Genomic DNA, 21,116 nt, shown 5'->3' on the forward strand with positions numbered 1-21,116 from the left:
GCCCAGTGACCCACGTGCTCGCTCGGTCCCCTGAAGCGTGCTCGCGCGGTCTTATGCTCACTCTAGGGAAGTGTTCTTCACATACCGGACGGGGGGTTGTGATGGAGTACACGAACGGTGGCGTGCCGCGCCCACCCGGGCGCAGCGCCTTCGCCAGGGCACTGCGCGACGCGATCAACGCGAGACCCGTGACGCTCTCCTGGCTGCAACGCCAGCTCAAGGCACGCGGCAACCGGGTGTCGATGGCCACGCTGAGCTACTGGCGCTCCGGGTCTCGCCGGCCGGAGGGCGCGCAGTCGCTCGCGGCCCTGGCCGACATCGAGGACCTGCTCGGGCTGGAGGACGCCGCGCTCAGCAGTCTGCTCCGCCCCAACCGCACCGGACCGCTCGGGGTGAGCGGCTTCCCCATCGACCACCGCGAGATCGAGCAGGCCGTGATCGACGCCTACACGGCGATGGGCAGCCCGTACCCCGACACGTCACGCGAGCTGACCACGCACTCGGTCACCGACGTCGACGAGCGAGGCAACGTGTCCTTCTGCTCCACCAGGAGCATCGTGCAGTCCACGACCGGCACCATCCACGCGATCCCGTTCCTGGAGATCATGCCGGGGCTGCCCTCCCCCGCCCCCATCCTGCGGGCGGTGTCGGGCGGCCGTTTCACCCGCCACTACTCGCACCCGGGCGGCGAGGTGCACGGCGCGCTGTTCGAGCTGGACGTGCCGCTCGAGGCGCCCGACACGGCGATGGTCGAGTGGTCGGTGGAGTACCCGCCGGGGTCGCCGCCGTCGCGCGACACCGGGCACGCGGTGGGCCGCCAGTGCCGGGAGCTGCTGGTGTGGACGCGATTCCACCCCGACGCGGTGCCCGACTGGTGCGAAGAGGTCGTGGAGACCCCGGACGGCCGCTCGGTCTCGCCCGTCCCGCTCACCCGCGGCACCTCCGTGCACCAGGTGCGGCGCGCGTTCGGCCCGGGCGCCCTCCAGCTGCGCTGGGGGTACGGGCCCGCGGACGCGGAGGTTCAGCCGGGCTGATCGCCCGTCGCGACCGGACGACCGGGGGTGTTCGACCACTGGCTCCACGAGCCGGGGAACACCCGGGCGTCGATGCCGACCTCGTGCAGCACGAGCGCCGTGTGCGCCGCGGTGACGCCGGAGCCGCAGTACGCCGCAACAGGGGTGCCGCGGGTGACGCCGACCCCTTCGAGCGTGGCGAGCACGGTGTCGCGGTCGAGCACCCGGCCGTCCGCATCGAGATGCAAACCGGTCGGGAGGTTGATGGCACCGGGGATGTGTCCGGCCACCGGGTCGAGCGGCTCGGTCTCGCCGCGGTAGCGCTCGGGCGCGCGCACGTCGAGGAGCACGCCCGACTCCGGGAACGCAGCGGCCTCGTCGATCGTGAGGGCGTCGTCGCCGATCTCGTCGAGCACCACATCGCCCGGCTCCGGGATCACGTCGTCGGTCGCGGTGTCGTACCCGGCGGCCGTCCAGGCGCGGAGCCCGCCGTCGAGCACGCGCACACGAACACCGGCCTGCCGGAGCAGCCACCACGCGCGAGCCGCCGCGAGCCCCTTCGTGTCGTCGTACGCCACGACCGTGTCGCCCTCGCGCACGCCCCACCGGCGCGCGGCCGCCTGGAGCGTGGCGGTCGACGGCAGTGGGTGGCGCCCCTCGTCCGGCTCGCCGTGCGTGGACAGCTCCGTGTCCAGAGCCGCGAACACCGCGCCGGGGATGTGACCGGTGAGGTAGTCGGCGTGCCCGGCCTCCGGTCGATCGAGACGCCAGCGCACATCGATCACGCGGACGGGCGCCTCACCGGCGAGGAGGTCGTGCAGTTCGGTCGCGGAGACGAGGTCGCTCATGCTGCGAGGCTACCGACTCCCCGTGCGTCTTCGGTTCGTCGCGTCATCCGACGACACGACCTCCTCCCGTCGGGAATAGAGGCGGGCGGCGGGCGTTGCACCCCGCATGATTGAAAGTTCAACCGTCGCGTCGGCCGCCACCGAACGGACCCGCGTGCGGGTGCCGCTGCGCTTCGGCGACGGGTACACCACCACGGCCGACGTCGTGACCTTCGACGGACTGGTCGACGGACGCGAGCACCTGCTGCTCGGCCTCGGCGACTGGCGCGCGGCGCTCGAACGCGCGGCCGAGGGCGGCGATGCCCCGCTCGTCCGCCCGCACAGCGAGTGCCTCACCGGCGACGTGTTCGGCTCCGAGCGCTGCGACTGCGGCCCCCAGCTGCGCGAAGCGGTCGAGCGGATCGCCGAGCAGGGCGGGTTCCTGCTGTATCTGCGCCAGGAGGGTCGCGGCATCGGCCTCTACGCCAAGCTCGACGCCTACGCGCTGCAGGACGCCGGTCTCGACACGTACGAGGCGAACGTCGCCCTGGGTCACGGCGAGGACGAGCGCGACTACACGGTCGCCGCCCAGATGCTCCGCGGCGTCGGGGTCGACGGCATCCGTCTGCTGAGCAACAACCCCGACAAGGCCGTGCAGCTCGAGGCGCTGGGCATCCGCGTGACCGAGCGCGTGCCCACCGGCGTGCACCTGTCGGAGTCGAACTCGCGCTACCTGCAGGCCAAGCGCGACCACACCGCGCACACGATCGACCTGTCGGCGGCGTGACCGGCGGGGAGGACACCATGACGGCCCAGCGCTCGGAGCGGCGGCTCGACGACACGGAGATGGCGACGTGGCTGCCCGTCATCCGCTTCGTGCAGCTGCTGCCCCAGGTGCTCGACCGCACGCTCAAGGACGAGGTGGGCCTGAACCACGCACGCTACGCGATCATGGTCACGCTCGCGGGGCGCGACGACGGCGCGGTGACCATGACGGAACTCGCACGCATCGCCGGTCTGAGCCGTTCGCGGCTGAGTCACGCGCTCGACTCGCTGGAGGAGCGGGGGTGGGTCGAGCGCACGTCGTGCAGTACTGACAAGCGCACGCTGTCGGCCGCGCTCACCCCCGCGGGCAGGGAGATGCTGCGCACCGCCGCCCCCGTGCACGTGGAGCAGGTGCGCGAGCTGGTGCTCGACCCGCTCACCCCCGCGGAACGCGAACAGCTCCAGTCGATCCTCACGAAGCTGCTCCCGCGTGTGACCGCGGCGCTCTGAGGCGTTCTGCTCTGAGCAGAACGCCTCGAACCCCGCCGAGCGCCCGGATTATCGTGAGGCATGGCCGACATCGTCCCGTTCCCCCGCGCTCCCCGTCCCGCCCGTCCCCAGCCGAGCGACCCCGAGCCGCTGTGGCGGCAGCTGCTGGGCGACCAGCTCCGCCGTCGGCGGCACGACCGTGAGGAGACCCTCACCGCCACCGCCGAGAAGGCCGGGGTGTCGCCGCAATACCTCTCCGAGGTCGAGCGCGGGCTCAAGGAGCCGTCGAGCGAGATGATCGCCGCGATCGCCGGAGCCCTCGACACGAGCCTGGTCGAGCTGACCAGCGCCGTGGCCGACGACCTGCGCGCGACTGCGGCCCCGGCATCGGCATCGGCTGCGGTCTCGGCCTCACGCGGCGCGTTTGCCCTCGCGGCCTGACCCCACCGGGCGGCGCCCGGTGTCGCCGTCGCCCCGCCCGCACGTCCCGCCCGCACGCGCCGCCCGGTGGAGCCCCGGGGCCGACGCGGCACCGCGGCGCCGGCCCCGGGTCCGGGCATCACCCCGCGTCGCGCGGCCCGAGCACGGTGTCGATCAGGCCGTACTCCTTCGCCGCCACGGCCGTGAACACCCGGTCGCGGTCGGTGTCGACGCGGAGCTCCTCGAGGGTGCGACCGCTGTGCCTGGCCAGGATCGCCTCCATGTCCGACCGCACCCGCACCACCTCGTCGGCCGCGAGGATGAGGTCGGGGATCGCACCCCGCGACTGTCCGGCGGGCTGATGCAGCACGATGCGCGCGTGCGCGAGAGCGGCCCGCTCCCCCGGCGCCCCTGCCGCGACGAGCAGCGCCGCTGGACCGATGGCCTGGCCGACGCAGGTCGTGGCGATGCGGGGACGGATGTGCTGCATCGTGTCGTAGATCGCGAGCGCCGCCCCGGGATCGCCGCCCTCGCTGTTGATGTAGAACTGCACCGCGGAGTCGGGGCTGTCGGCGTCGAGGTGCAGCAGCTGTGCGATGAGCGCGTTCGCCACGCCCGCGTCGATGCCGGTGCCGAGGTAGATGACGCGTTCGGCCAGCAGGTGCGAGTACACGTCCATGACCCGCTCGCCGCGGGGGTGCTGGGCGATCACGTTGGGGATCGTGTAGCTGCTCATGCGTCCGCCCCCAGTCCCACGCGCGCGCGGCGTCGCGGCATGATGTCGGCCGTCGACTCCACGATCCGGTCGATGAAGCCGTACTCCTGCGCCTGCGTGGCGGTGTACCAGCGGTCGTGCAGGGAGTCCTCGAAGATCCGCTCCACGGGCTGACCGGTGTCGTGGGCGATGAGTCCGAGCACGGTGTCGCGCATGTGACGGAGGTCGTCCGCCTGCGCTTCGATCTCGACCGCGGATCCGCCGATTCCCGCTGAGCCCTGATGCATGAGGATGCGCGCGTGCGGCAGCGCCCGACGCTTGCCCGGTGTGCCCGCCGACAGCAGGAACTGTCCGGCGCTGCACGCGAGGCCGAGCGCGAGGGTCGAGACGTCGTTGGGCACGAGCCGCATGAGGTCGCGGATCGCGAGCATCGACGGCACGGACCCGCCGGGAGAGTGGATCCACAGGGCGATGTCGGCGACGGGGTCTTCTGCCGAGAGGCTGAGCAGCTGCGTCATCAGCAGCGTGCCGTTGTCGTCGTCGAGGGCGCCGTCGAGCACGAGCACGCGCTCGTGGAAGAGCGCGCGCCGGGCTTCCTGGCTGAACTGGGGTATGGGTTTCTCGTCGCTCATGACCCCAGCCTCCGCCGCTCCGGGAGCCGGTGGGTCGGTCTCCGCCGTGGGCGGATCCGCCGTGGGCGGAGGACGTGTGCGCTGCCCGAAAGCCGCGCGTAACACCCCCGACTCACGACGCTCCTAGCCTCGAGCACATGGCGAGACAGAAGGCACCGGAATGGCAGTGGTCGGAAGACGGGATCAACTTCCGCACCCGCAAGTGGGTGCGCCCCGAAGACCTCAACGCGAACGGCACGCTGTTCGGCGGCAGCCTGCTGAAGTGGATCGATGAAGAGGCGGCGATCTACGCGATCGTGCAGCTGGGCAACTACCGCGCCGTGACGAAGCACATCTCCGCGATCACGTTCGAGGCGTCGGCGGTGCAGGGCGACCTGATCGAGATCGGCCTGCAGGCGACGCGGTTCGGCACCACGTCGCTGACGATGCGCGCGGTCGCCCGCAACATGATCACCCGCAAGCGCATCCTCACGATCGACGAGATCGTGTTCGTGAGTTTGGACGAGGACGGGATGCCGACCCCGCACGGCTATCGCGAGATCACCTACAACCGCGATCGCATGCCCACGGAGCGCATCGCCACCGGGACGGTCCGGCTGCCGAAGCTCTGAGCGGACGCCGCCGGGGGGAACGGCGTCCGCTCAGAAGAGAAGGGGTCAGGGGTCAGGCGGCCAGGGCGAGCGCGCGGCGGTGGGTGATCCGGTGCCCCACCCAGAACCCGATCGCGATGAGCCCGGCGAGCGCGACCCCGAGGATCCACGGGAGCATCGACGGCGCGGCGCCCGCGGTGGCGGTGGCGAGCGTGCCGGAGCCGTCGGCGATGCGCCCGTTGCCGGAGGCGAGGTCGGCCGCGCCCGCTTCGAGCGTCCCGCCGCCCGCGGCCAGGTCGCCCGATCCGTCCGCGACCGCGTCGGCTCCGGCGCTCAGCTCGCCCATGCCCGTGTGGAGGGCACTCGCGCCGGACTGCAGCGTGCCGATGCCGGTGGCCAGGGTGCTGGCGCCCTCGTCGAGCCGGCCGGCGCCGTCGTCGAGTCGCACGGTGCCGGCGTGCAGCGCGGAGGCACCGGTCGAGAGCGTGCCGAGGCCCTGCGTGAGCTTCGTCGCTCCGGCGCTGAGCTGGGCGGTTCCGGCCTGGAGCGCCTGCGTGCCGGCGACGAGCGCGGGGGCACCCTCCGGGGCGACCAGGGCGACCGTTCCTGGCCAGCCGAGTGCGGGGTCGCCGTTGGCGATGGCGTTGACCCCGGCCGTGACGCGCGCGGCACCGTCGGCCGCGCCGATGAGTCCCTGCGCGAGCGACGGTGCGGCGGCGGCCGGGGCCGCGAGGGCGTCGACGGCCTGATCGACACCGGCCGCGAGCTGCGCGAGCTGCTGCAGCTGCACGTTGGTCGGGTCGGCGGCGAGCATCCCGGCGAGGCTGTCCGCGAGTTGCTGCGATCGACCGGGGGCGGCCGTCGCGGCGTTCTGCAGCGCGGTCTTCGTGTCGGGATGGGCGAGCGTCTGCACCGAGGTCGTCACTCCGGCGCGGAGGGTGTCGCTCAGCGTGGTGGCACCCGCCAGCACGCCGGTCGTGTACTGGTGCGCGCCCGTCACGCCCGCCGACAGCCGGGTGGCGCCCGCGACGAGCTGCTGCGCGCCCGCATCGGCTGCGGCGGCACCGGCCGCGAGGTCCTGCGATCCGGCGAGCGCGGTCTGCGCGCCACCGCTCAGGCGGCTCGCACCGGCCTCGGCGTCCGCGGTGCCCGCGGCGAGGTCGCCCGCACCCGCAGCGAGGGCCGTGGCTCCCGCCGCCGCGGTGGTGGCACCGTCGCTCAGCTTCTGCGAGCCGTCCTCGGCGCTCGCGGCACCCGCGGCGAGGTCCTGCGTGCCGTCGGCGAGGGTCTGCGCGCCGTCGGACAGTTCGGCGGCACCGGCCGCGAGCTGCGCCGACCCGTCTTCTGCGGCGGTGGTGCCGTCGGCGAGCTCTGCGGCACCGGCGGCGATCTTGCTCGTGGTGGCGAAGAACAGCAGGATCATGGCGGCCAGCAGCAGGCTGAGCACGATCACGGCGATGCGCATGCCGAGGCCGTGCGCGTGGGGTGTTGCACTCGTCATTGAGGACTCCCGGGTGGTGTGTGGCGTCGTTGCCACGGGCGACTGTAGGGCCCCGGTCCCCCGCCGCACCGGAATTGCCGGACGATACCAAGTCCCAGCGCACGCGGGACTCAGTTTCTTGTGGTGGATGCACAAAGCGGCGTCCGCGCCCCCACCCCGCGAACGCCGCCCCGCGCCGTCGCCGCTAGCCCGGCAGGGAGGCGCCGCGGCCGGCCACCGCGACCGGGCCGGCGCCCTCGCCCGTCGAGCGCTCGGCGAGCACCGCGAACGCGCGGTCCAGGTCGGCGATCAGGTCGTCCGCATTCTCGAGGCCGATCGACAGCCGCAGCACGTCGGCGGCGGGTCGTGCCTCCGGGGGCACCGGACGATGCGTGAGAGCGGCAGGGTGCTGGATCAGCGAGTCCACGCCCCCGAGCGACACGGCGTGCGTGAACAGCGAGGTCGCCGACGCCACCGCCGACGCCGCCGCGTACCCGCCCCGCATCCGCATCGCGATCATGGCGCCCGTGCCGCGCATCTGCCGGCCGAGGATCCCGCGGGGATCCCCGTCGAGCCCCGGGTAGAAGACCTCGGCGACCTCTGGTCGGTCGATCAGCCACTGCACGAGGCGGCGAGCAGTGTCCTGCTGCTGCCGCACGCGCACGGGCAGCGTCGTGAGCCCGCGGTGGAGGAGATATGCGCCGAGCGGGTGCAGCAGCCCCCCGGTCACCGCACGCACTCGGCGCAGCGCTTCTGCGGTCTCCTCGTCGCAGGCGACGACACCGGCGATGACGTCGCCGTGGCCGCCGAGGTACTTGGTGGCGCTGTGCAGCGACATCGCCGCGCCCAGGTCGATCGGGTTCTGCAGCACCGGGGTGGCGAACGTGTTGTCGACCACGACCGGGACGCCGCCGGCCTGGCGCACCACGTCGGCGATGTCGGCGATGTCGAGCGTGGGGTTGGCGGGCGTCTCGACGACCACGAGCCCGGTGTCGGGACGGATCGACGCGGCGACCTCCTCGGGGCGGCAGTACGTGGTGTCGACGCCGAGCAGCCCCGAGCCCAGCAGGTGGTCGGTGCCGCCGTACAGCGGACGGACCGCGACCACGTGGCGGGTGCCCGTCGCACCGGTGCGGGCGAGGATCACCGCGGTCATGGCGGCCATGCCCGACGCGAACGCGACCGCGGCCTCCGCGTGCTCGAGCTCGGCGAGGGCCTCCTCGAAGTGCGCGACCGTGGGGTTCCAGAGTCGGGCGTAGACCATGCTGCCGTCGGCGGGCGGACGGCCCCCGGTGGCCATGGCCTCGTACGAGTCGCCCCCGCGCTCGACATCGGGCAGCGGGTTGGTGGTGGACAGGTCGATCGGCAGCGCGTGGACGCCGAGCCCCTCCAGGTCGGAGCGGCCGCTGTGGACGGCGATCGTGTCGGGATGCAGCGGTGCGGTCATGCCTCCACGTTGCCGGAAACGTGAGAGAATCGCCGGAATTCGACAGCATCCGCGGGAACGGAGGCCTCATTCGATATTCTGTGCAACATCCGGCGGGTGGGAGGGCGGCACCTTGGCGAAAGCGCAACTCGACGAGACCGATCTGGAGCTGCTCGCGGCGCTGACCCGCGACGCGGAGATCACGAACAAGGCTCTCGCGCATCGGCTGGGGTTGGCCGAGTCCACGTGCGCGCACCGCGTGCGGGCACTGCGCGAGCGCGGCATCATCCGCGACACCCGTGTGCGGGTCGACGGCGCGGCGCTCGGATACCCGCTGCAGGCGATCATCAAGGTGCGCCTCGCCAATCACACCGGGCCGAAGGTGACGGCGCTCTTCGACGCCCTCGTCGCGGTGCCCCGCGTGCTGCAGGTGTTCCACGTCGCGGGCGTCGACGACTTCCTGGTGCACGTCGCGGTGGAGGATGCGACGGCGCTGCGCGACATCGTGCTGGAACACATCACGATCCACCCGGTCGTGCGCGGCACCGAGACCCAGCTCGTGTTCGAGCTCCGCGACGGCACCGGCCTGCTCCCCCGCTAGCTCAGCGGCGCGGGGCGTGCCGTCCGGCGGGCCGACGCGGAAAGATGGAGTGCACGCCAGCAAAGGAGCACCATGAGCCGCAGTGCCACCGCCGCCACGAACGCCGTCCGCGAGATGCGCGACTTCCTGTTCGAGCACGCCACGGACTATGCCGCCGCGCGGGCGGGATTCGCGTGGCCGCAGGTCGACGAGTTCAACTTCGCCCTGGAGTGGTTCGACGTGGTGGCCGCCGAGAATCCGCAGCGCCCCGCCGTGCAGATCGTCGACGCCGACCTTCGCCTGCGGTCGTGGACGTATGGCGAGCTCTCCGCCCGCTCCGACCAGGTCGCATCCTGGCTCGCGGGGCTCGGCATCCGCCGCGGCGACCACGTGATCGTGATGCTCAACAACACGATCGAGCTGTGGGAGGTGATGCTGGCGATCACCAAGATCGGGGCGGTGTCGATCCCGACGTCCACGCTGCTGTCGGCCACCGACCTCGCCTATCGCGTGGAGCACGGCCGCGCCAGCGCCGTCGTCACCCTCGGGACTCTCGCCGAACGGGTCGACGATCTCGGCCCCGACATCCTCCGCATCGGCGTCGGCGAGGCCCCGCCCGCCTGGGCCCGCTACGCCGACTCCGCCGCCGCGCCCGCCGCGTTCGAGCCGGACGGCCCGACCCCCGCGTCCGACACCGCACTGCTGTACTTCACCTCGGGCACCACGAACCGGCCGAAGCTCGTGCAGCACACCCACGTCTCGTATCCGGTCGGGCACCTGTCGACCATGTGGTGGCTCGGGGTCCGCCCCGACGACGTGCACCTCAACATCTCGTCGCCCGGGTGGGCGAAGCACGCGTGGTCGAGCTTCTATTCGCCGTTCCTGGCCGAGGCCACCGTGTTCGTCTACGACTACGCCCGGTTCGACGCGAACACGCTCATGCAGGTCATGGACACCCACCACGTGTCGACGTTCTGCGCCCCGCCGACCGTGTGGCGCATGCTCATCCAGGCCGACCTGGGCCGCCTGACGCACCCTCCGCGCGAGCTGGTGGGCGCCGGCGAGCCCTTGAACCCCGAGGTCATCGACCGGGTGCGGGAGGCCTGGGGCGGCACCATCCGCGACGGTTTCGGCCAGACCGAGATGACGGCGTGCATCGGCAACTCCCCCGGGCAGCCGGTGAAGATCGGCTCGATGGGCCGCCCGTTGCCGGGATACCCGGTGGTGCTGCTCGACCCCGCCACGGGCGCGGTGGTCGAGCGGGAGGGCGAAATCGCGCTCGACCTGTCGCGCGCGCCGCTCGGACTCATGGCGGGGTACTACGACGACCCGGAGAAGACGGCGGAGTCACGCGCCGGCGGCTACCACCACACGGGCGACATCGCGGTGCGCGACGACGACGGCTACCTCACCTACATCGGGCGCTCCGACGACGTGTTCAAGGCCTCGGACTACAAGATCTCGCCGTTCGAGCTCGAGTCGGTGCTCCTGGAGCACGAGCTCGTGGTCGAGGCGGCCGTGATCCCCAGCCCCGACCCGACGCGGCTCGCGGTGCCGAAGGCGTACGTGTGCCTGACCGCGGATGCGGCGGACGAGACGGCCGCGGCGCGATCCGTGTTCGCGTACGCGCACGAGCGCCTGTCGTCGCACCTGTGGGTGCGGATCATCGAGTTCGTGCCGGAGCTGCCGAAGACCATCTCGGGCAAGATCCGTCGCGTGGAGCTGCGGGCGCGCGAGGCCGAGCGCGTCGCGTCGGGCGACGACTCACGGCAGCACCGCGACCGCGACTACCGCTGAGCGCTCAGGAGACGACGGCGACGGGCGACGTGGGCGTCGACGACGTCGCCGCCTTGACGACCGCGGCGACCTTCGGCGTCCCGGTCTTCGCGGGAGCCGCGGCCACCGGAAGCGCCTCGGCCGGCGCCTCGCTGCGGCGCGTCAGCCCCGCGGCGCCCACCATGCCGCGCACGACGCCGCCGATCGTGAGCATCAGCACGAGCGCGGAGCCCGAGATGATCAGCGGCAGCCACTGGCTGCCGAAAGACGCGGTGACGCTCAGCAGCGCCCCGACGATCCAGACCCCGACGGCCCCGCCGGTGAGACCACCGGCACCCCGCGCGATCGCGATCCCGGCGACGATCGCGCAGATCACGGCGATCGCCGCGCCCACGTATCCGATCGGAATCAGGACCGCTGCCAGCTCGCTGGCCACCCTCAATGTCGTCATGTTGACCCCCCGGTCTGCGGAATTCCCGCATTCTCGACACTAGAAGTGTGTCCCCTCCGGGCCATCCGTCTCAAGTCCGATCCGCATCATCCTCCAGAGGGATATATCGGCTGGATCGGCAACGCACACGAACGCCCCGCGGCCCTGGCGAGGACCGCGGGGCGCTCCGGAGGCATGCGGTCAGCGGCGAACGGGCCAGCGCAGGCGCCGAGGGCGCACGACCCGCACCGGTTGCGTGACCACGGCGTCGACGACCATCGAGCCGTCGGTGGGCCCGACGATCGCGATCGCCGAGGTCTCGGTCGCCTCGGCCGGAGCGACCGGGAGCTTCGCGAGACCGCGGTGGGCACGGACGTACGCGGGCACCAGCAGCAGGATCGCCCCGACCCAGGCGAGCGGGTTGCTGAGCGCGACGCCGTCGAAGCCGATCATGGCCCCGAGCACCACGGCCGCCCCGACGCGCATCACCAGCTCGATCACGCCCGTCACGGTCGGCACGAGCGTGTGCCCGAGCCCCTGGAGCGCACCGCGGAGCACGAACAGCATGCCCAGTGCCCAGTAGCCGCAGCCGTTGATGATGAGCATCCGGTGCGCCATGTCGACCACGCCGTCGGAGCCCTCTCCGACGAACAGCCGCACCATGGGAGCGCCGAACGCGATGAGCAGTCCGCCGAGCACGATCGCGGCGGCCACCGCCATCCACGTCGCCTCGACCACGCCGCGGCGGATGCGGTCGGGCCGCCGTCCGCCGTGGTTCTGCGCCGCATACATCGACACGGCGAGCCCGAGCGACGAGAGCAGGGCGACCGCGAGGCTGTCCACGCGCGAGGCCGTGGTGTACGCCGCCACCGCGTCGGCGCCGAGGGTGTTCAGTGCCACCTGCACCGTGAGCGTCCCGATCGCGATGATCGACGCCTGGAAGCCCATCGGCAGGCCGAGACGCAGATGCTCCGCGATGTCGGAGCCGGTGATGCGCCAGTCGGCGCGGCGCAGGTGCAGCATCGGCAGGCGGCGCCGCACGAACTCCAGGCACAGGATCACCGACACGGCCTGCGCGACCACGGTCGCCAGGGCGGCCCCCGCGACGCCCCACTCCAGCGGCCCCACCATCAGGACGACGAGCCCCACGTTGAGCGCGCACGACACCGTGAGGAACACCAGCGGGGTCTTGGAGTCGCCGATCGCGCGGATGATCGCGGAGAGGTAGTTGAAGAACATGGTCGCGCCCGCGCCGAGGAAGCTGATCTGCGTGAACACCGTCGCCTCGGGCATGAGCTCGGACGGGGTCTGCAGCAGCGCCAGGATCGGCCCGGCGATGAGCGGCGCGACCACGGTGAGGATGACGCTGGTGATGCCGCTCAGCAGCACCCCGGTCGCGACCGAGCGGCGCACGGCGGCATCGTCTCGGGCGCCGAAGGCCTGGGCGACCGGGATCGCGAAACCGCTCGTCAGGCCCCACGCGAACCCGAGCAGCAGGAACAGGAGGCTGCCGGTCGCGCCGACCGCCGCGAGCGACTGGACGCCGAGGTGGCGCCCGACCACGATCGCGTCGGCGAACTGGTACAGCTGCTGCACGACGTTGCCGAGCAGGAGGGGGATCGAGAAGGCGAGGATGACACGCCACGGACGGCCCGTGGTGAGGGTGGTGGCCATGAAGAGCGGCTCGCAGAAGACGAAGGGCGGATCGGGGAGCGACCAGTTTATCGAATCGTTTCGGGACGAGGGAACACCGGGGGGGGGCGGAATGCCGGAGCTTCTCTGCCGATTTCGGGCGAGCGCACCGCGGTGGTTACTCTGCATCAGTCGCCGGCACGCGAGTGTCGCGGCGTGTCGACGAAGACCGGAGGAGACAGCGTGACGAAGGAAGACACGGGGGCGATCAACAGCACGGGGGCCACCGCCGATGCGGGGAGCGAGCAGCACCTGCGGCGGGCACTGAGCAACCGGCACATCCAGCTGCTGGCCATCGGCGGCGCCATCGGCACCGGCCTGTTCATGGGAAGCGGCAAGACGATCTCGGTCGCCGGGCCCTCGGTGATCTTCGTCTACATGATCATCGGGTTCATGCTGTTCTTCGTCATGCGGGCGATGGGCGAGCTGCTGCTGTCGAACCTCAAGTACAAGTCGTTCAGCGACTTCGCGAGCGATCTGCTCGGGCCCTGGGCCGGGTTCTTCACCGGCTGGACCTACTGGTTCTGCTGGGTGGTCACCGGTGTCGCCGACGTGATCGCGATCGCCGGATACACGGATGCGCTCATCCCCGGTGTCCCGCTGTGGATCCCCGGCCTGCTGGTCGTGGTGATCCTGCTCGCGCTGAACCTGCCGACCGTCGCCGCGTTCGGCGAGATGGAGTTCTGGTTCGCGCTCATCAAGATCGTGGCGATCGTGGCTCTCATCGCGACGGGTCTGGTGATGGTGTTCACCGGCTTCCAGCACGACGCCGGCACCGCGAGCTTCTCGAACCTGTGGGAGCACGGCGGCATGTTCCCGCACGGCTTCATGGGCTTCGTCGCGGGCTTCCAGATCGCGGTGTTCGCGTTCGTCGGGATCGAGCTCGTGGGCACCGCCGCCGCCGAGACCAAAGACCCGAAGCGCAACCTCCCGAAGGCGATCAACGCGATCCCGATCCGCGTGCTGCTGTTCTACGTCGGCGCGCTGATCGTGCTGATGGCGGTCACCCCGTGGACCGAGTACGTGGCCGGGGAGAGCCCCTTCATCGCGATGTTCGCCCTCGCCGGCCTCGGCATCGCCGCGACCGTCGTCAACCTCGTGGTGCTCACCTCGGCCATGTCGAGCGCGAACTCGGGCATCTACTCGACCTCGCGCATGGTGTTCGGCCTCGCGCAGGACGGCGATGCGCCGCAAATGTTCGCCCGCCTGTCGAAGCGTCGCGTGCCGCAGAACGCCCTGTTCCTCTCCTGCATCCTGCTGCTGTCGGGCGTGGTGCTGCTCTACGCGGGCAAGGACATCGGCACCGCGTTCGACATGGTGACCACGGTGTCGGCGGTGTGCTTCATGTTCGTGTGGACGATCTTCCTGTGCAGCTACCTGAAGTACCGGCGCACTCGTCCGGAGAAGGCCGCGGCCTCGGCGTTCAAGATGCCCGGCGGCGTGTTCATGGTGTTCGTGGTGCTCGCCTTCTTCGTCTTCATCCTGTGGGCGCTCACCACCCAGCCCGACACGCTGACGGCCCTCCTGGTCACGCCGATCTGGTTCGCGATCCTCATCGTCGCGTGGGTGTTCGTGCGCAAGTCGCCCCATCACATCGCCCGGCACGAGGCGCACATCGCCTACCTGCGCGACGAGACCATCGACGCACACTAGACGCACGCGACTGCGCAGAATCGGCGGGCCCCCGGGAGGGGAGCCCGCCGATTCGCGTGTGACGCCGCGGTTCTGAGGAGTTGCGGCGAGGTCAGACGCTCGCGGTGGCGGACACGGGTGCTGCGACGGGTCGCGCGGCGGGCAGGCGCTTGCGCAGAGCGAGGAACAGCAGCACCATCCCGGCCGTGAGCAGCATGTGGCCCAGTCCGGCGATGCCGGCGATCATCTTGGACGACTCCAGGCCGAGCACCGTCAGGGAGCCGTGCCACAGCAGCATGGCCGAGGTGAGCACGAGTCCGGCGGTGTAGAGCCAGAAGAACCAGCCGAACAGGCGGCTCGCGGAGAGCGTGAACGCCCGCTCCAGCAGCAGCACGATCAGGTAGACCACGAAGCCCAGCACCAGCAGGTGGGTGTGCACGAGCCCGAGCTGCGTCGGGGCGCCCTCGGGGAAGTCGTTGAGCTTGGTGAACTCGCGGTAGAAGAGGCCGGAGGCGACCCCGGCGAGCATGGAGGCGGACGCGGCGTAGAAGAGTCGGCGCATGGGTGTTCCTTTCGGGTCACCCCCAGCCTCCGTCGGGCCGGGAATCCGCGGATCCATCGAACGGTGGAGATGCGGGGCTCAGATCACGCCCGTCTCGCGCGCGATCGCCACGGCCCTGGCGCGACTGTCCGCGCCGAGCTTCTCGAACACGTGCACGAGGTGGGTCTTGACCGTGGCCTCCGTCACGAACAGGGTCTTCGCGATCTCGCGGTTCGAGGCGCCCGTGGCGAGCAGCCGCAGCACGTCGAGCTCCCGGTCGGTCAGACGCACCCGGGGTGCCCGCAGCACCTGGCCGACGCGCTCGCTGAGCTCCGGCGTGAGGACGAGCCCGCCCGACGCGGCCGCACGCACCGCACGCACGATGTCGTCCGGGGCGATGTCCTTCAGCAGGTAGCCCGCGGCGCCCGCCTCGACCGCCCCGAGGATCTCGGCGTCGCGGTCGAACGTGGTCAGGATGAGCACGGCGGGGGCGGGGTCCTGCGCACGCAAAGCCGCCGTGGTCTGCACGCCGTCCATGCCCGCGCCCAGCCGCAGGTCGCACAGCACCACGTCGGGGTGCAGGTGCCGCGCGAGGGCGACCGCCTCCTCCCCCGACGCCGCCTCGCCCACGACCTCCACGTCGTCGCGGTGGTCGAACAGCGACCGCACCCCCGCGCGGACGATGGGGTGGTCGTCGACGAGCAGCACCCGCACCGCGGTCACCGCAGCGCTCCCGTCTCCCGGGGGCCCGCGGTCCGCAGCGGCACGTGCGCCGAGAGGGCCGTCCCGTCGCCCGGGGCGCTCTCCACGTCGAGGCCTCCGCCGAGCTCCCGCAGCCGCGCCCGCATCGAGCGCAACCCGTAGCCGCCGCCCGCCCCCGTCGTGCCGCGCGCATCCCACCGGGACGCGTCGAAACCCGCCCCGTCGTCGACGATGTCGAGCCGCACGGCGTCGCCCGCATCCGCCAGGGTCACCACGACGCGGGAGGCGCCGGCGTGCGTGCGGACGTTCGCGAGGGCCGACTGCGCCGTCCGCAGCAGCGCGATCTCGGCGTCGATGCCCAGCGGCGGCAGCTCGTCGTCGGCGTGCAGGGTCGTGTCGATGCCGGTCTCGTCCGACAGGCGGTCGAGCATCCGCGCGAGGGCGTCGGCGAGCGCGGTGGACTCCAGCTCCGCCGGCATCAGGTCGTTCACGATGCGCCGCGCGTCGGCCAGCCCCTCGGCTGCGAGCGCACCGATCTGCTCGAGCGCCCTGGTGCGCTGTTCCTGGTCGTCGCCCGCGAGCGCCGCGCGTGACAGCATCCCCACCGACGACAGGCTCTGCGCGACGGTGTCGTGCAGGTCGCGCGACACCCTGGTGCGTTCGGCGCTCGCCCCCGACTCGCGCTGCATGCGGGCGAGCTCGTCCTGCACCGCGGCCATCTCCTCCTGCGTGGCCACGAGCGAGGCGATCAGCCGCCGTCGCTCCCGGCCGTCGCGCACCAGCACGAGGTAGCCCCGGGAGATGCCGAGCGCGAAGACCCCGCCCACGAGAGGACCGATCACGTTGGCGTACGTCGTCTCTCCGGTGTGCACGACCGGGGCGAGGATCACCACCGCGAGCACGAGCACGCTGAGGGGCACCGCCCACCGCAGCGGCAGGATGAACCCGGCGAGCAGCCACAGCGCGAACGCCAGCCACACGAACTCCGGCGACACGACCACGGCCCCGAGCCAGATGAGGGTGAGGCCGAGCAGCCACCAGGTCGCGAGGCGCCGGTCGGCCGTGCGCTCGCCGAGCAGCAGCCCGCCGCCGTACCACCCGAGGAACACCAGTCCGAGGGCGAGCACCCACGGCAGCGGCACGCCGTCGATCGCCGCCCTGACCACGCCGACCGCGAGCAGCACCGCGGTGATGACCGCCTGACCCACGCGGATCGAGCCCACCAGTGTCGCCCACGACCACCGACCGGTGCCGGGGCGCGGTGCGGGCTCTGGCGACGACATGCTCACATTCTTCCCCCGACGGCCCGCCCGTGCGTCCATCGTTCGACGGAGGCGGCGGACGACCTCGGTATCGTGAGGCCGTGACCGCCGCCCACCCCTACCCCGCGACGATCGCGGCCCCGGTGGAGCACGAGCTCGTGATCCGCAAGTCGCGCTTCCTGACGCTGGTCGCGCCCGTGGCGTCGGTGGCCGAGGCGGAGACCGTGATCGCGGCCGTGCGCAAGCGCGCGTGGGACGCGAACCACAACTGCACGGCCATGGTCACGGGGCTGCGCGGCGATCAGGCCCGCTCCTCCGACGACGGCGAGCCGTCGGGCACCGCGGGAGTGCCGATGCTGGAGGTGCTGCGCCGGCGGGAACTGACCGACGTGGTCGCGGTCGTGACGCGCTACTTCGGCGGGGTGAAGCTCGGGGCGGGCGGGCTCGTGCGCGCGTACGGCTCCGCGGTGTCGGAGACCCTCGACCGCGCGGCGCTCGTGCACCGACGGGCGTTGACCCAGACCACGGTCGAGGTGCCCCACGCCGACGCCGGGCGCTACGACAACCTGCTGCGGGAGTGGGCGCTGCAGCACGGCGCGACCCTCGGCACGCCGCACTACGGAGAGGCCGCGCGCCTGGAGCTGTGGGTTCCTGCGGAGGAGCTGCCGCGACTGTCCGACGACCTCGCCGCCGCGTCGGCCGGAGCCGTGCGCCTCGAGACCGGCGTCGAGCGCGTGGTCGACGTGCCCGCCTGACCGGCACTCCCGGCGGGCGCATACGCGCGGCGGCTATCCTGGACGCCGCGGTCGCGGAAGGAGAGCGATGTTCGACAGTCCGCTCTCGGCCTCGCCGTACGAGATCCTCGAGGTCGACCCGTCCGTCGACGACGCGGAGCTGCGCCGGGCCTACCGCCTCCGCCTCCGCCAGACGCACCCCGACACGGGCGGCGACGCCGCGGTGTTCATCCAGGTGCAGCGGGCGTGGGAGCTGATCGGCACGGCGGAGGGTCGCGCGGCCTACGACCGCCGCACGGGCGTGACCGACGACGGCGCCGAGTGGAGCGGCTGGCGACCGCAGACCGCGCGCACCGACACCCGTCCGCGGGCGCGGTCGTACGGACAGCCCGGCGGCTGGCGCCGCGAGCGCTACCTCACGCTCATCCGGGAGTGGGCGGGCCACGGGGTGGAGGTGCCCGACCCGTACGCGCCGGCTCTCGTGCGGGCCGCGCCGCGGGAGCTGCGGCGCATGCTGGCCGACGCCCTCGCGGAGGAGGCGACCGCGCGCACGGTGTCCGACCTCGGGATGGGCTTCACCGTGTGGCACGACGTCGCGGCCGGGCAGACGCCCGACGACAAGCTCGACCACGTGGTGCTCAGTCCCTCGGGCCTGTACGGCATCATGTCGGAGGACTTCGGCGGGGTGGTGGGCTTCCGCCGCGGCGAGATCACCGGCCCGAGCCTGGGCACCAGGGCTCCGGTGACGGCGGCGCTCGGCCGGATGCGTCAGGTGGCGAAGGCCGCGAAGGTCAGGTTCGGCGGCGCGATCGTGGTGCTGCCGGACGACGATCTGGCGCAGGCGGTGACCCCGCTCGGCAGCAGCCGCGGGGTTCCGGTCGTGGTGGTGCGGCGCAGTGCGCTGGCGATGGTGCTGCGCCAGGGGGTGCCGGGGGCCAGGGCGATCGGCGGCAACGAGCTGTTCGACGTGCGCACGCGCCTGCAGCAGACCGTCCGGTTCGTCTGACCCTCCGCTCGTCCGCGATCCCGCTCTTGACGCCTTTCGTCAAACCGGTTTACACTCGTCAAACCGGTTCACGCACCCGAGTGAGCCCGACACCCGCGAGGAGGCGGCATGGGCCGCACCACGATCGCCGACGTCGCCCGCGAGGCCGGCGTCACCAAGGCCACCGTGTCGCACGCGCTCAGCGGCAACCGCCCCATCTCCGAGGAGACCAGGGCGAAGGTGCTCGCCGCGGCCCGCAAGCTCGACTGGGCTCCGAGCCAGAGCGCCAGAGCCCTCGCCACGCGCCGCGCCAACGCGATCGCCGTCGTCCTCGCGCGCGACCCCGAGGTCATCGCGAACGACTCGTTCTTCCCCGCGTTCATCGCCGGGGTCGAGTCGGTGCTCGCCGAGACCGAGACCGCGCTCGTGCTCCAGGTGGTGCAGGGTCGCGAGGCCGAGGAGCGCGCATACCGCACGCTCGCCCGCGGCCGGGCCGACGGCGCGCTGCTGCTCGACCTGCGCACCGACGACTGGCGCGTGCCCTTCCTCGACGAGCTCGGGCTGCCCACCGTGCTGGTCGGCGCGTACGACCAGCCCAGCCCGTTCTCGTGCGTGCGCACCGACGACGCCGCGCCGATGCGCGAGATCCTCGACCGGCTCCGCGCCGCAGGGCACACGCGCATCGCCCATGTGTCCGGCCCGCTCGACTACGTGCACTCGGCCGCCCGTGCCGCCGCCTACACCGAGGCCGCGGGCTCCGACGAGCTGCTGCGCGAGGGCGACTTCACCGCCGCGAGCGGGCGCGACGTGACCGAGGAACTACTCGCGCTGCCCGACCGCCCCACGGCGATCCTCTACTCGAACGACACCATGGCCATCGCCGGGCTCTCCCTCGCCCGCTCGCAGGGTCTCGCCATCCCCCGCGACCTGGCCATCTCCGGCTTCGACGACGACCACCTCTCCGCCCACCTCTCCCCCGCGCTCACGAGCGTGTCGTCCGACCCGGCCGCCCGGGGCCGCGCGGCCGCCCGGCTGCTGCAGGAGAGCATCCTCGGCGCCGAACCGCGCACCGAGGTCGTGGACTGCAACGTCGTGCACTTCCGGGAGAGCACCGGCTCCTGAGCCCCCCGCACCACCCATCGCGTCAAGGAGGACACCATGAAGAAGATCCGCGCAGCAGCACTCGTGGGCGCCGTCGCGCTCGTCGTCACCGGATGCTCGTCCGGCGGCGGAGGCGGCGAAGGCTCCGCCGAGGGCACCGGCCCCATCGACATCTGGCTGTCGAACAACGAGCAGGAGGTCGCCTGGGGTCAGGCGGTCGTCGACGCCTGGAACGAGGAGCACCCCGACGAGAAGGTCACCGCGCAGGAGATCCCGGCAGGCTCGTCCTCGGAGGAGGCCATCACCGCGGCGATCACCGCCGGGACCGCGCCGTGCCTGGTCTACAACGTCGCGCCGGCGGCCGTGTCGGGCTGGGTCAAGCAGGGCGGCCTGGTCGACCTCAGCTCGATGGACGGCGGCAGCGACTACATCACCGAGCGCAGCGGCGACGTCGAGCCCTACGCCACGGACGGCAAGTACTACCAGCTGCCGTGGAAGTCGAACCCGGTCATGGTCATGTACAACAAGACCCTGTTCCAGGCCGCCGGGCTCGACCCCGAGGACCCGCAGATGAACACGTACGACGCGTTCCTGGAGGGGGCGCGCGCCATCGTCGACTCGGGCGTGCAGAGCGCCATCTGGCCCGCGCCGACGAGCGAGTTCTACCAGCCGTGGTTCGACTTCTATCCGCTGTACCTCGCCGAGACCGACGGCACCATGCTCGTGGAGGACGGCAAGGCCACGTTCGATTCGGACGACGGCAAGACCGTGGCCGACTTCTGGGCCACCGTGTACGAGGAGAAGCTCGCGCCGAACGAGGCGGCGACCGACGACGCGATGTCCGCCGGCACCACGGCCATGCAGCTCGCCGGCCCCTGGGCCATCCCGTCGTACGCCGAGACGGTCGACGTGGGCTTCATGCCCGTGCCGACCAGCGACGGCCGGGAGAACCCCACCACGTTCGCCGACTCCAAGAGCGTGTCGATGTTCACCGCCTGCGAGAACCAGGCGACCGCGTGGGAGTTCCTGAAGTTCTCCACGAGCGAGGAGGCCGACGGCCAGCTGCTCGAGGCGACCGGCCAGATGCCGATGCGCACGGACCTCACCGACACGTACGCCGACTACTTCTCCGCCAACCCGGACTATGTGGCGTTCGCGGAGCAGGCGGAGAACACGGCCGACGTGCCCAGCATCCCGAACTCGGTGGAGGCCTGGCAGGCGTTCCGCGACGAGTACTCGTCCGCGGTGATCTTCGCGAAGGAGTCGACCTCCGACTTCCTGAAGAACGCCGCCGCGAAGGTCGACGAGCTCGTCGCCGAGTGAC

Annotated in this window: 22 protein-coding genes; 12 read left to right on the forward strand and 10 right to left on the reverse strand. The window is 72.0% G+C overall.

Annotation, left to right across the window (positions count from 1 at the left end):
* Positions 1-101 precede the first annotated feature (101 nt).
* Positions 102-1,034, forward strand: a complete 933-nt coding sequence (locus tag ACFWCH_RS04580) for a hypothetical protein (RefSeq protein WP_378803003.1) — start codon at positions 102-104, stop codon at positions 1,032-1,034.
* Here ACFWCH_RS04580 and ACFWCH_RS04585 read toward each other — a convergent pair.
* The gene (locus tag ACFWCH_RS04585; RefSeq protein ID WP_378803004.1) at positions 1,022-1,861 is read right to left on the reverse strand and encodes a sulfurtransferase; all 840 of its coding nucleotides are present in this window, start codon (positions 1,859-1,861) and stop codon (positions 1,022-1,024) included. The two genes, ACFWCH_RS04580 and ACFWCH_RS04585, sit on opposite strands and share 13 nt — an antisense overlap.
* A 106-nt stretch (positions 1,862-1,967) precedes the next feature.
* On the opposite strand from ACFWCH_RS04585, the gene ribA reads away from it, so the two are divergent.
* From ribA to ACFWCH_RS04600, 3 genes are read left to right on the forward strand one after another with little or no spacing between them, the layout of a single operon-like run.
* Positions 1,968-2,627, forward strand: coding sequence for a GTP cyclohydrolase II (gene ribA, locus ACFWCH_RS04590; protein ID WP_136045103.1), 660 nt, complete (start codon positions 1,968-1,970; stop codon positions 2,625-2,627).
* A 17-nt stretch (positions 2,628-2,644) separates the two neighbouring features.
* Positions 2,645-3,115, forward strand: coding sequence for a MarR family winged helix-turn-helix transcriptional regulator (locus tag ACFWCH_RS04595; RefSeq protein ID WP_378803005.1), 471 nt, complete (start codon positions 2,645-2,647; stop codon positions 3,113-3,115).
* 60 nt (positions 3,116-3,175) lie between these two features.
* Positions 3,176-3,535, forward strand: coding sequence for a helix-turn-helix domain-containing protein (locus tag ACFWCH_RS04600; protein ID WP_136032018.1), 360 nt, complete (start codon positions 3,176-3,178; stop codon positions 3,533-3,535).
* A 118-nt stretch (positions 3,536-3,653) separates the two neighbouring features.
* Here the strand turns inward: ACFWCH_RS04600 and ACFWCH_RS04605 are convergent, their stop codons facing one another.
* A complete protein-coding gene (locus tag ACFWCH_RS04605) occupies positions 3,654-4,250 on the reverse strand; it encodes a ClpP family protease (RefSeq protein ID WP_136028998.1) in 597 nt (198 codons plus the stop codon).
* Positions 4,247-4,861, reverse strand: a complete 615-nt coding sequence (locus tag ACFWCH_RS04610) for a ClpP family protease (protein WP_136029000.1) — start codon at positions 4,859-4,861, stop codon at positions 4,247-4,249. The genes ACFWCH_RS04605 and ACFWCH_RS04610 overlap by 4 nt, the downstream gene beginning before the upstream one ends.
* A 137-nt stretch (positions 4,862-4,998) precedes the next feature.
* Between ACFWCH_RS04610 and ACFWCH_RS04615 the strand changes: the two genes are divergently transcribed.
* A complete protein-coding gene (locus ACFWCH_RS04615; protein ID WP_136029001.1) occupies positions 4,999-5,472 on the forward strand; it encodes an acyl-CoA thioesterase in 474 nt (157 codons plus the stop codon).
* A 52-nt stretch (positions 5,473-5,524) separates the two neighbouring features.
* Here the strand turns inward: ACFWCH_RS04615 and ACFWCH_RS04620 are convergent, their stop codons facing one another.
* A complete protein-coding gene (locus tag ACFWCH_RS04620) occupies positions 5,525-6,952 on the reverse strand; it encodes a hypothetical protein (protein ID WP_378803006.1) in 1,428 nt (475 codons plus the stop codon).
* 184 nt (positions 6,953-7,136) lie between these two features.
* On the reverse strand, positions 7,137-8,378 hold the full coding sequence (locus tag ACFWCH_RS04625; protein WP_378803007.1) for a trans-sulfuration enzyme family protein: 1,242 nt from the start codon (positions 8,376-8,378) through the stop codon (positions 7,137-7,139).
* 112 nt (positions 8,379-8,490) lie between these two features.
* On the opposite strand from ACFWCH_RS04625, the gene ACFWCH_RS04630 reads away from it, so the two are divergent.
* Positions 8,491-8,958 carry an Lrp/AsnC family transcriptional regulator gene (locus ACFWCH_RS04630; RefSeq protein ID WP_136029008.1) on the forward strand — a complete coding sequence of 156 codons (468 nt, stop codon included), beginning with the start codon at positions 8,491-8,493 and terminating at the stop codon, positions 8,956-8,958.
* 72 nt (positions 8,959-9,030) lie between these two features.
* On the forward strand, positions 9,031-10,734 hold the full coding sequence (locus ACFWCH_RS04635) for an AMP-binding protein (protein WP_136029010.1): 1,704 nt from the start codon (positions 9,031-9,033) through the stop codon (positions 10,732-10,734).
* A 4-nt stretch (positions 10,735-10,738) separates the two neighbouring features.
* On the opposite strand, the gene ACFWCH_RS04640 is transcribed toward ACFWCH_RS04635, so the two are convergent.
* Complete coding sequence (locus ACFWCH_RS04640) at positions 10,739-11,164, reverse strand: hypothetical protein (protein ID WP_136029013.1); 426 nt, start codon at positions 11,162-11,164, stop codon at positions 10,739-10,741.
* Between the two features lie 180 nt (positions 11,165-11,344).
* Positions 11,345-12,817: an MATE family efflux transporter gene (locus ACFWCH_RS04645; protein ID WP_136028574.1), complete on the reverse strand. Its 1,473-nt coding sequence runs from the start codon at positions 12,815-12,817 to the stop codon at positions 11,345-11,347.
* Between the two features lie 225 nt (positions 12,818-13,042).
* On the opposite strand from ACFWCH_RS04645, the gene cycA reads away from it, so the two are divergent.
* Positions 13,043-14,488 (forward strand): D-serine/D-alanine/glycine transporter, encoded by a 1,446-nt coding sequence (gene cycA, locus ACFWCH_RS04650; protein ID WP_378803841.1) that lies wholly within the window; start codon positions 13,043-13,045, stop codon positions 14,486-14,488.
* 91 nt (positions 14,489-14,579) lie between these two features.
* On the opposite strand, the gene ACFWCH_RS04655 is transcribed toward cycA, so the two are convergent.
* The 3 genes from ACFWCH_RS04655 to ACFWCH_RS04665 form a co-directional block, all read right to left on the reverse strand.
* Positions 14,580-15,029 carry a DUF2871 domain-containing protein gene (locus tag ACFWCH_RS04655; protein ID WP_378803008.1) on the reverse strand — a complete coding sequence of 150 codons (450 nt, stop codon included), beginning with the start codon at positions 15,027-15,029 and terminating at the stop codon, positions 14,580-14,582.
* Between the two features lie 78 nt (positions 15,030-15,107).
* Positions 15,108-15,731, reverse strand: a complete 624-nt coding sequence (locus tag ACFWCH_RS04660) for a response regulator transcription factor (RefSeq protein ID WP_136028572.1) — start codon at positions 15,729-15,731, stop codon at positions 15,108-15,110.
* On the reverse strand, positions 15,728-16,993 hold the full coding sequence (locus tag ACFWCH_RS04665; protein ID WP_206252262.1) for a sensor histidine kinase: 1,266 nt from the start codon (positions 16,991-16,993) through the stop codon (positions 15,728-15,730). Before ACFWCH_RS04665 ends, ACFWCH_RS04660 begins: the two co-directional genes overlap by 4 nt.
* An 80-nt stretch (positions 16,994-17,073) precedes the next feature.
* On the opposite strand from ACFWCH_RS04665, the gene ACFWCH_RS04670 reads away from it, so the two are divergent.
* The 4 genes from ACFWCH_RS04670 to ACFWCH_RS04685 all read left to right on the forward strand — a co-directional run bounded on the left by ACFWCH_RS04670 (position 17,074) and on the right by ACFWCH_RS04685 (position 21,115).
* Positions 17,074-17,727: an IMPACT family protein gene (locus ACFWCH_RS04670; RefSeq protein ID WP_378803010.1), complete on the forward strand. Its 654-nt coding sequence runs from the start codon at positions 17,074-17,076 to the stop codon at positions 17,725-17,727.
* A 67-nt stretch (positions 17,728-17,794) separates the two neighbouring features.
* Entirely contained in the window at positions 17,795-18,712 is a 918-nt protein-coding gene (locus tag ACFWCH_RS04675; protein WP_136028569.1) for a DnaJ domain-containing protein, read from the forward strand.
* Positions 18,713-18,820: 108 nt separating this feature from the next.
* A complete protein-coding gene (locus ACFWCH_RS04680) occupies positions 18,821-19,813 on the forward strand; it encodes a LacI family DNA-binding transcriptional regulator (RefSeq protein ID WP_247637968.1) in 993 nt (330 codons plus the stop codon).
* Between the two features lie 36 nt (positions 19,814-19,849).
* The gene (locus tag ACFWCH_RS04685; protein ID WP_136035998.1) at positions 19,850-21,115 is read left to right on the forward strand and encodes a sugar ABC transporter substrate-binding protein; all 1,266 of its coding nucleotides are present in this window, start codon (positions 19,850-19,852) and stop codon (positions 21,113-21,115) included.
* The last annotated feature ends 1 nt before the right edge of the window (position 21,116 follow it).

The organism is Microbacterium sp. NPDC060132 (assembly GCF_042729675.1).
In the GTDB taxonomy this organism is placed as follows: domain Bacteria; phylum Actinomycetota; class Actinomycetes; order Actinomycetales; family Microbacteriaceae; genus Microbacterium; species Microbacterium sufflavum.

Excerpts from the sequence above, each read along its gene's own strand:
- ACFWCH_RS04620 (WP_378803006.1), bottom strand. The coding sequence starts at position 6,952 with ATGACGAGTGCAACACCCCACGCGCACGGCCTCGGCATGCGCATCGCC.
- ACFWCH_RS04600 (WP_136032018.1), top strand. The coding sequence starts at position 3,176 with ATGGCCGACATCGTCCCGTTCCCCCGCGCTCCCCGTCCCGCCCGTCCC.
- ribA (WP_136045103.1), top strand. The coding sequence starts at position 1,968 with ATGATTGAAAGTTCAACCGTCGCGTCGGCCGCCACCGAACGGACCCGC.
- ACFWCH_RS04680 (WP_247637968.1), top strand. The coding sequence starts at position 18,821 with ATGGGCCGCACCACGATCGCCGACGTCGCCCGCGAGGCCGGCGTCACC.
- ACFWCH_RS04635 (WP_136029010.1), top strand. The coding sequence starts at position 9,031 with ATGAGCCGCAGTGCCACCGCCGCCACGAACGCCGTCCGCGAGATGCGC.
- ACFWCH_RS04665 (WP_206252262.1), bottom strand. The coding sequence starts at position 16,993 with ATGTCGTCGCCAGAGCCCGCACCGCGCCCCGGCACCGGTCGGTGGTCG.
- ACFWCH_RS04640 (WP_136029013.1), bottom strand. The coding sequence starts at position 11,164 with ATGACGACATTGAGGGTGGCCAGCGAGCTGGCAGCGGTCCTGATTCCG.
- ACFWCH_RS04595 (WP_378803005.1), top strand. The coding sequence starts at position 2,645 with ATGACGGCCCAGCGCTCGGAGCGGCGGCTCGACGACACGGAGATGGCG.
- ACFWCH_RS04685 (WP_136035998.1), top strand. The coding sequence starts at position 19,850 with ATGAAGAAGATCCGCGCAGCAGCACTCGTGGGCGCCGTCGCGCTCGTC.
- ACFWCH_RS04605 (WP_136028998.1), bottom strand. The coding sequence starts at position 4,250 with ATGAGCAGCTACACGATCCCCAACGTGATCGCCCAGCACCCCCGCGGC.
- ACFWCH_RS04610 (WP_136029000.1), bottom strand. The coding sequence starts at position 4,861 with ATGAGCGACGAGAAACCCATACCCCAGTTCAGCCAGGAAGCCCGGCGC.
- ACFWCH_RS04625 (WP_378803007.1), bottom strand. The coding sequence starts at position 8,378 with ATGACCGCACCGCTGCATCCCGACACGATCGCCGTCCACAGCGGCCGC.
- ACFWCH_RS04585 (WP_378803004.1), bottom strand. The coding sequence starts at position 1,861 with ATGAGCGACCTCGTCTCCGCGACCGAACTGCACGACCTCCTCGCCGGT.
- ACFWCH_RS04645 (WP_136028574.1), bottom strand. The coding sequence starts at position 12,817 with ATGGCCACCACCCTCACCACGGGCCGTCCGTGGCGTGTCATCCTCGCC.
- ACFWCH_RS04615 (WP_136029001.1), top strand. The coding sequence starts at position 4,999 with ATGGCGAGACAGAAGGCACCGGAATGGCAGTGGTCGGAAGACGGGATC.
- ACFWCH_RS04675 (WP_136028569.1), top strand. The coding sequence starts at position 17,795 with ATGTTCGACAGTCCGCTCTCGGCCTCGCCGTACGAGATCCTCGAGGTC.
- ACFWCH_RS04580 (WP_378803003.1), top strand. The coding sequence starts at position 102 with ATGGAGTACACGAACGGTGGCGTGCCGCGCCCACCCGGGCGCAGCGCC.
- ACFWCH_RS04655 (WP_378803008.1), bottom strand. The coding sequence starts at position 15,029 with ATGCGCCGACTCTTCTACGCCGCGTCCGCCTCCATGCTCGCCGGGGTC.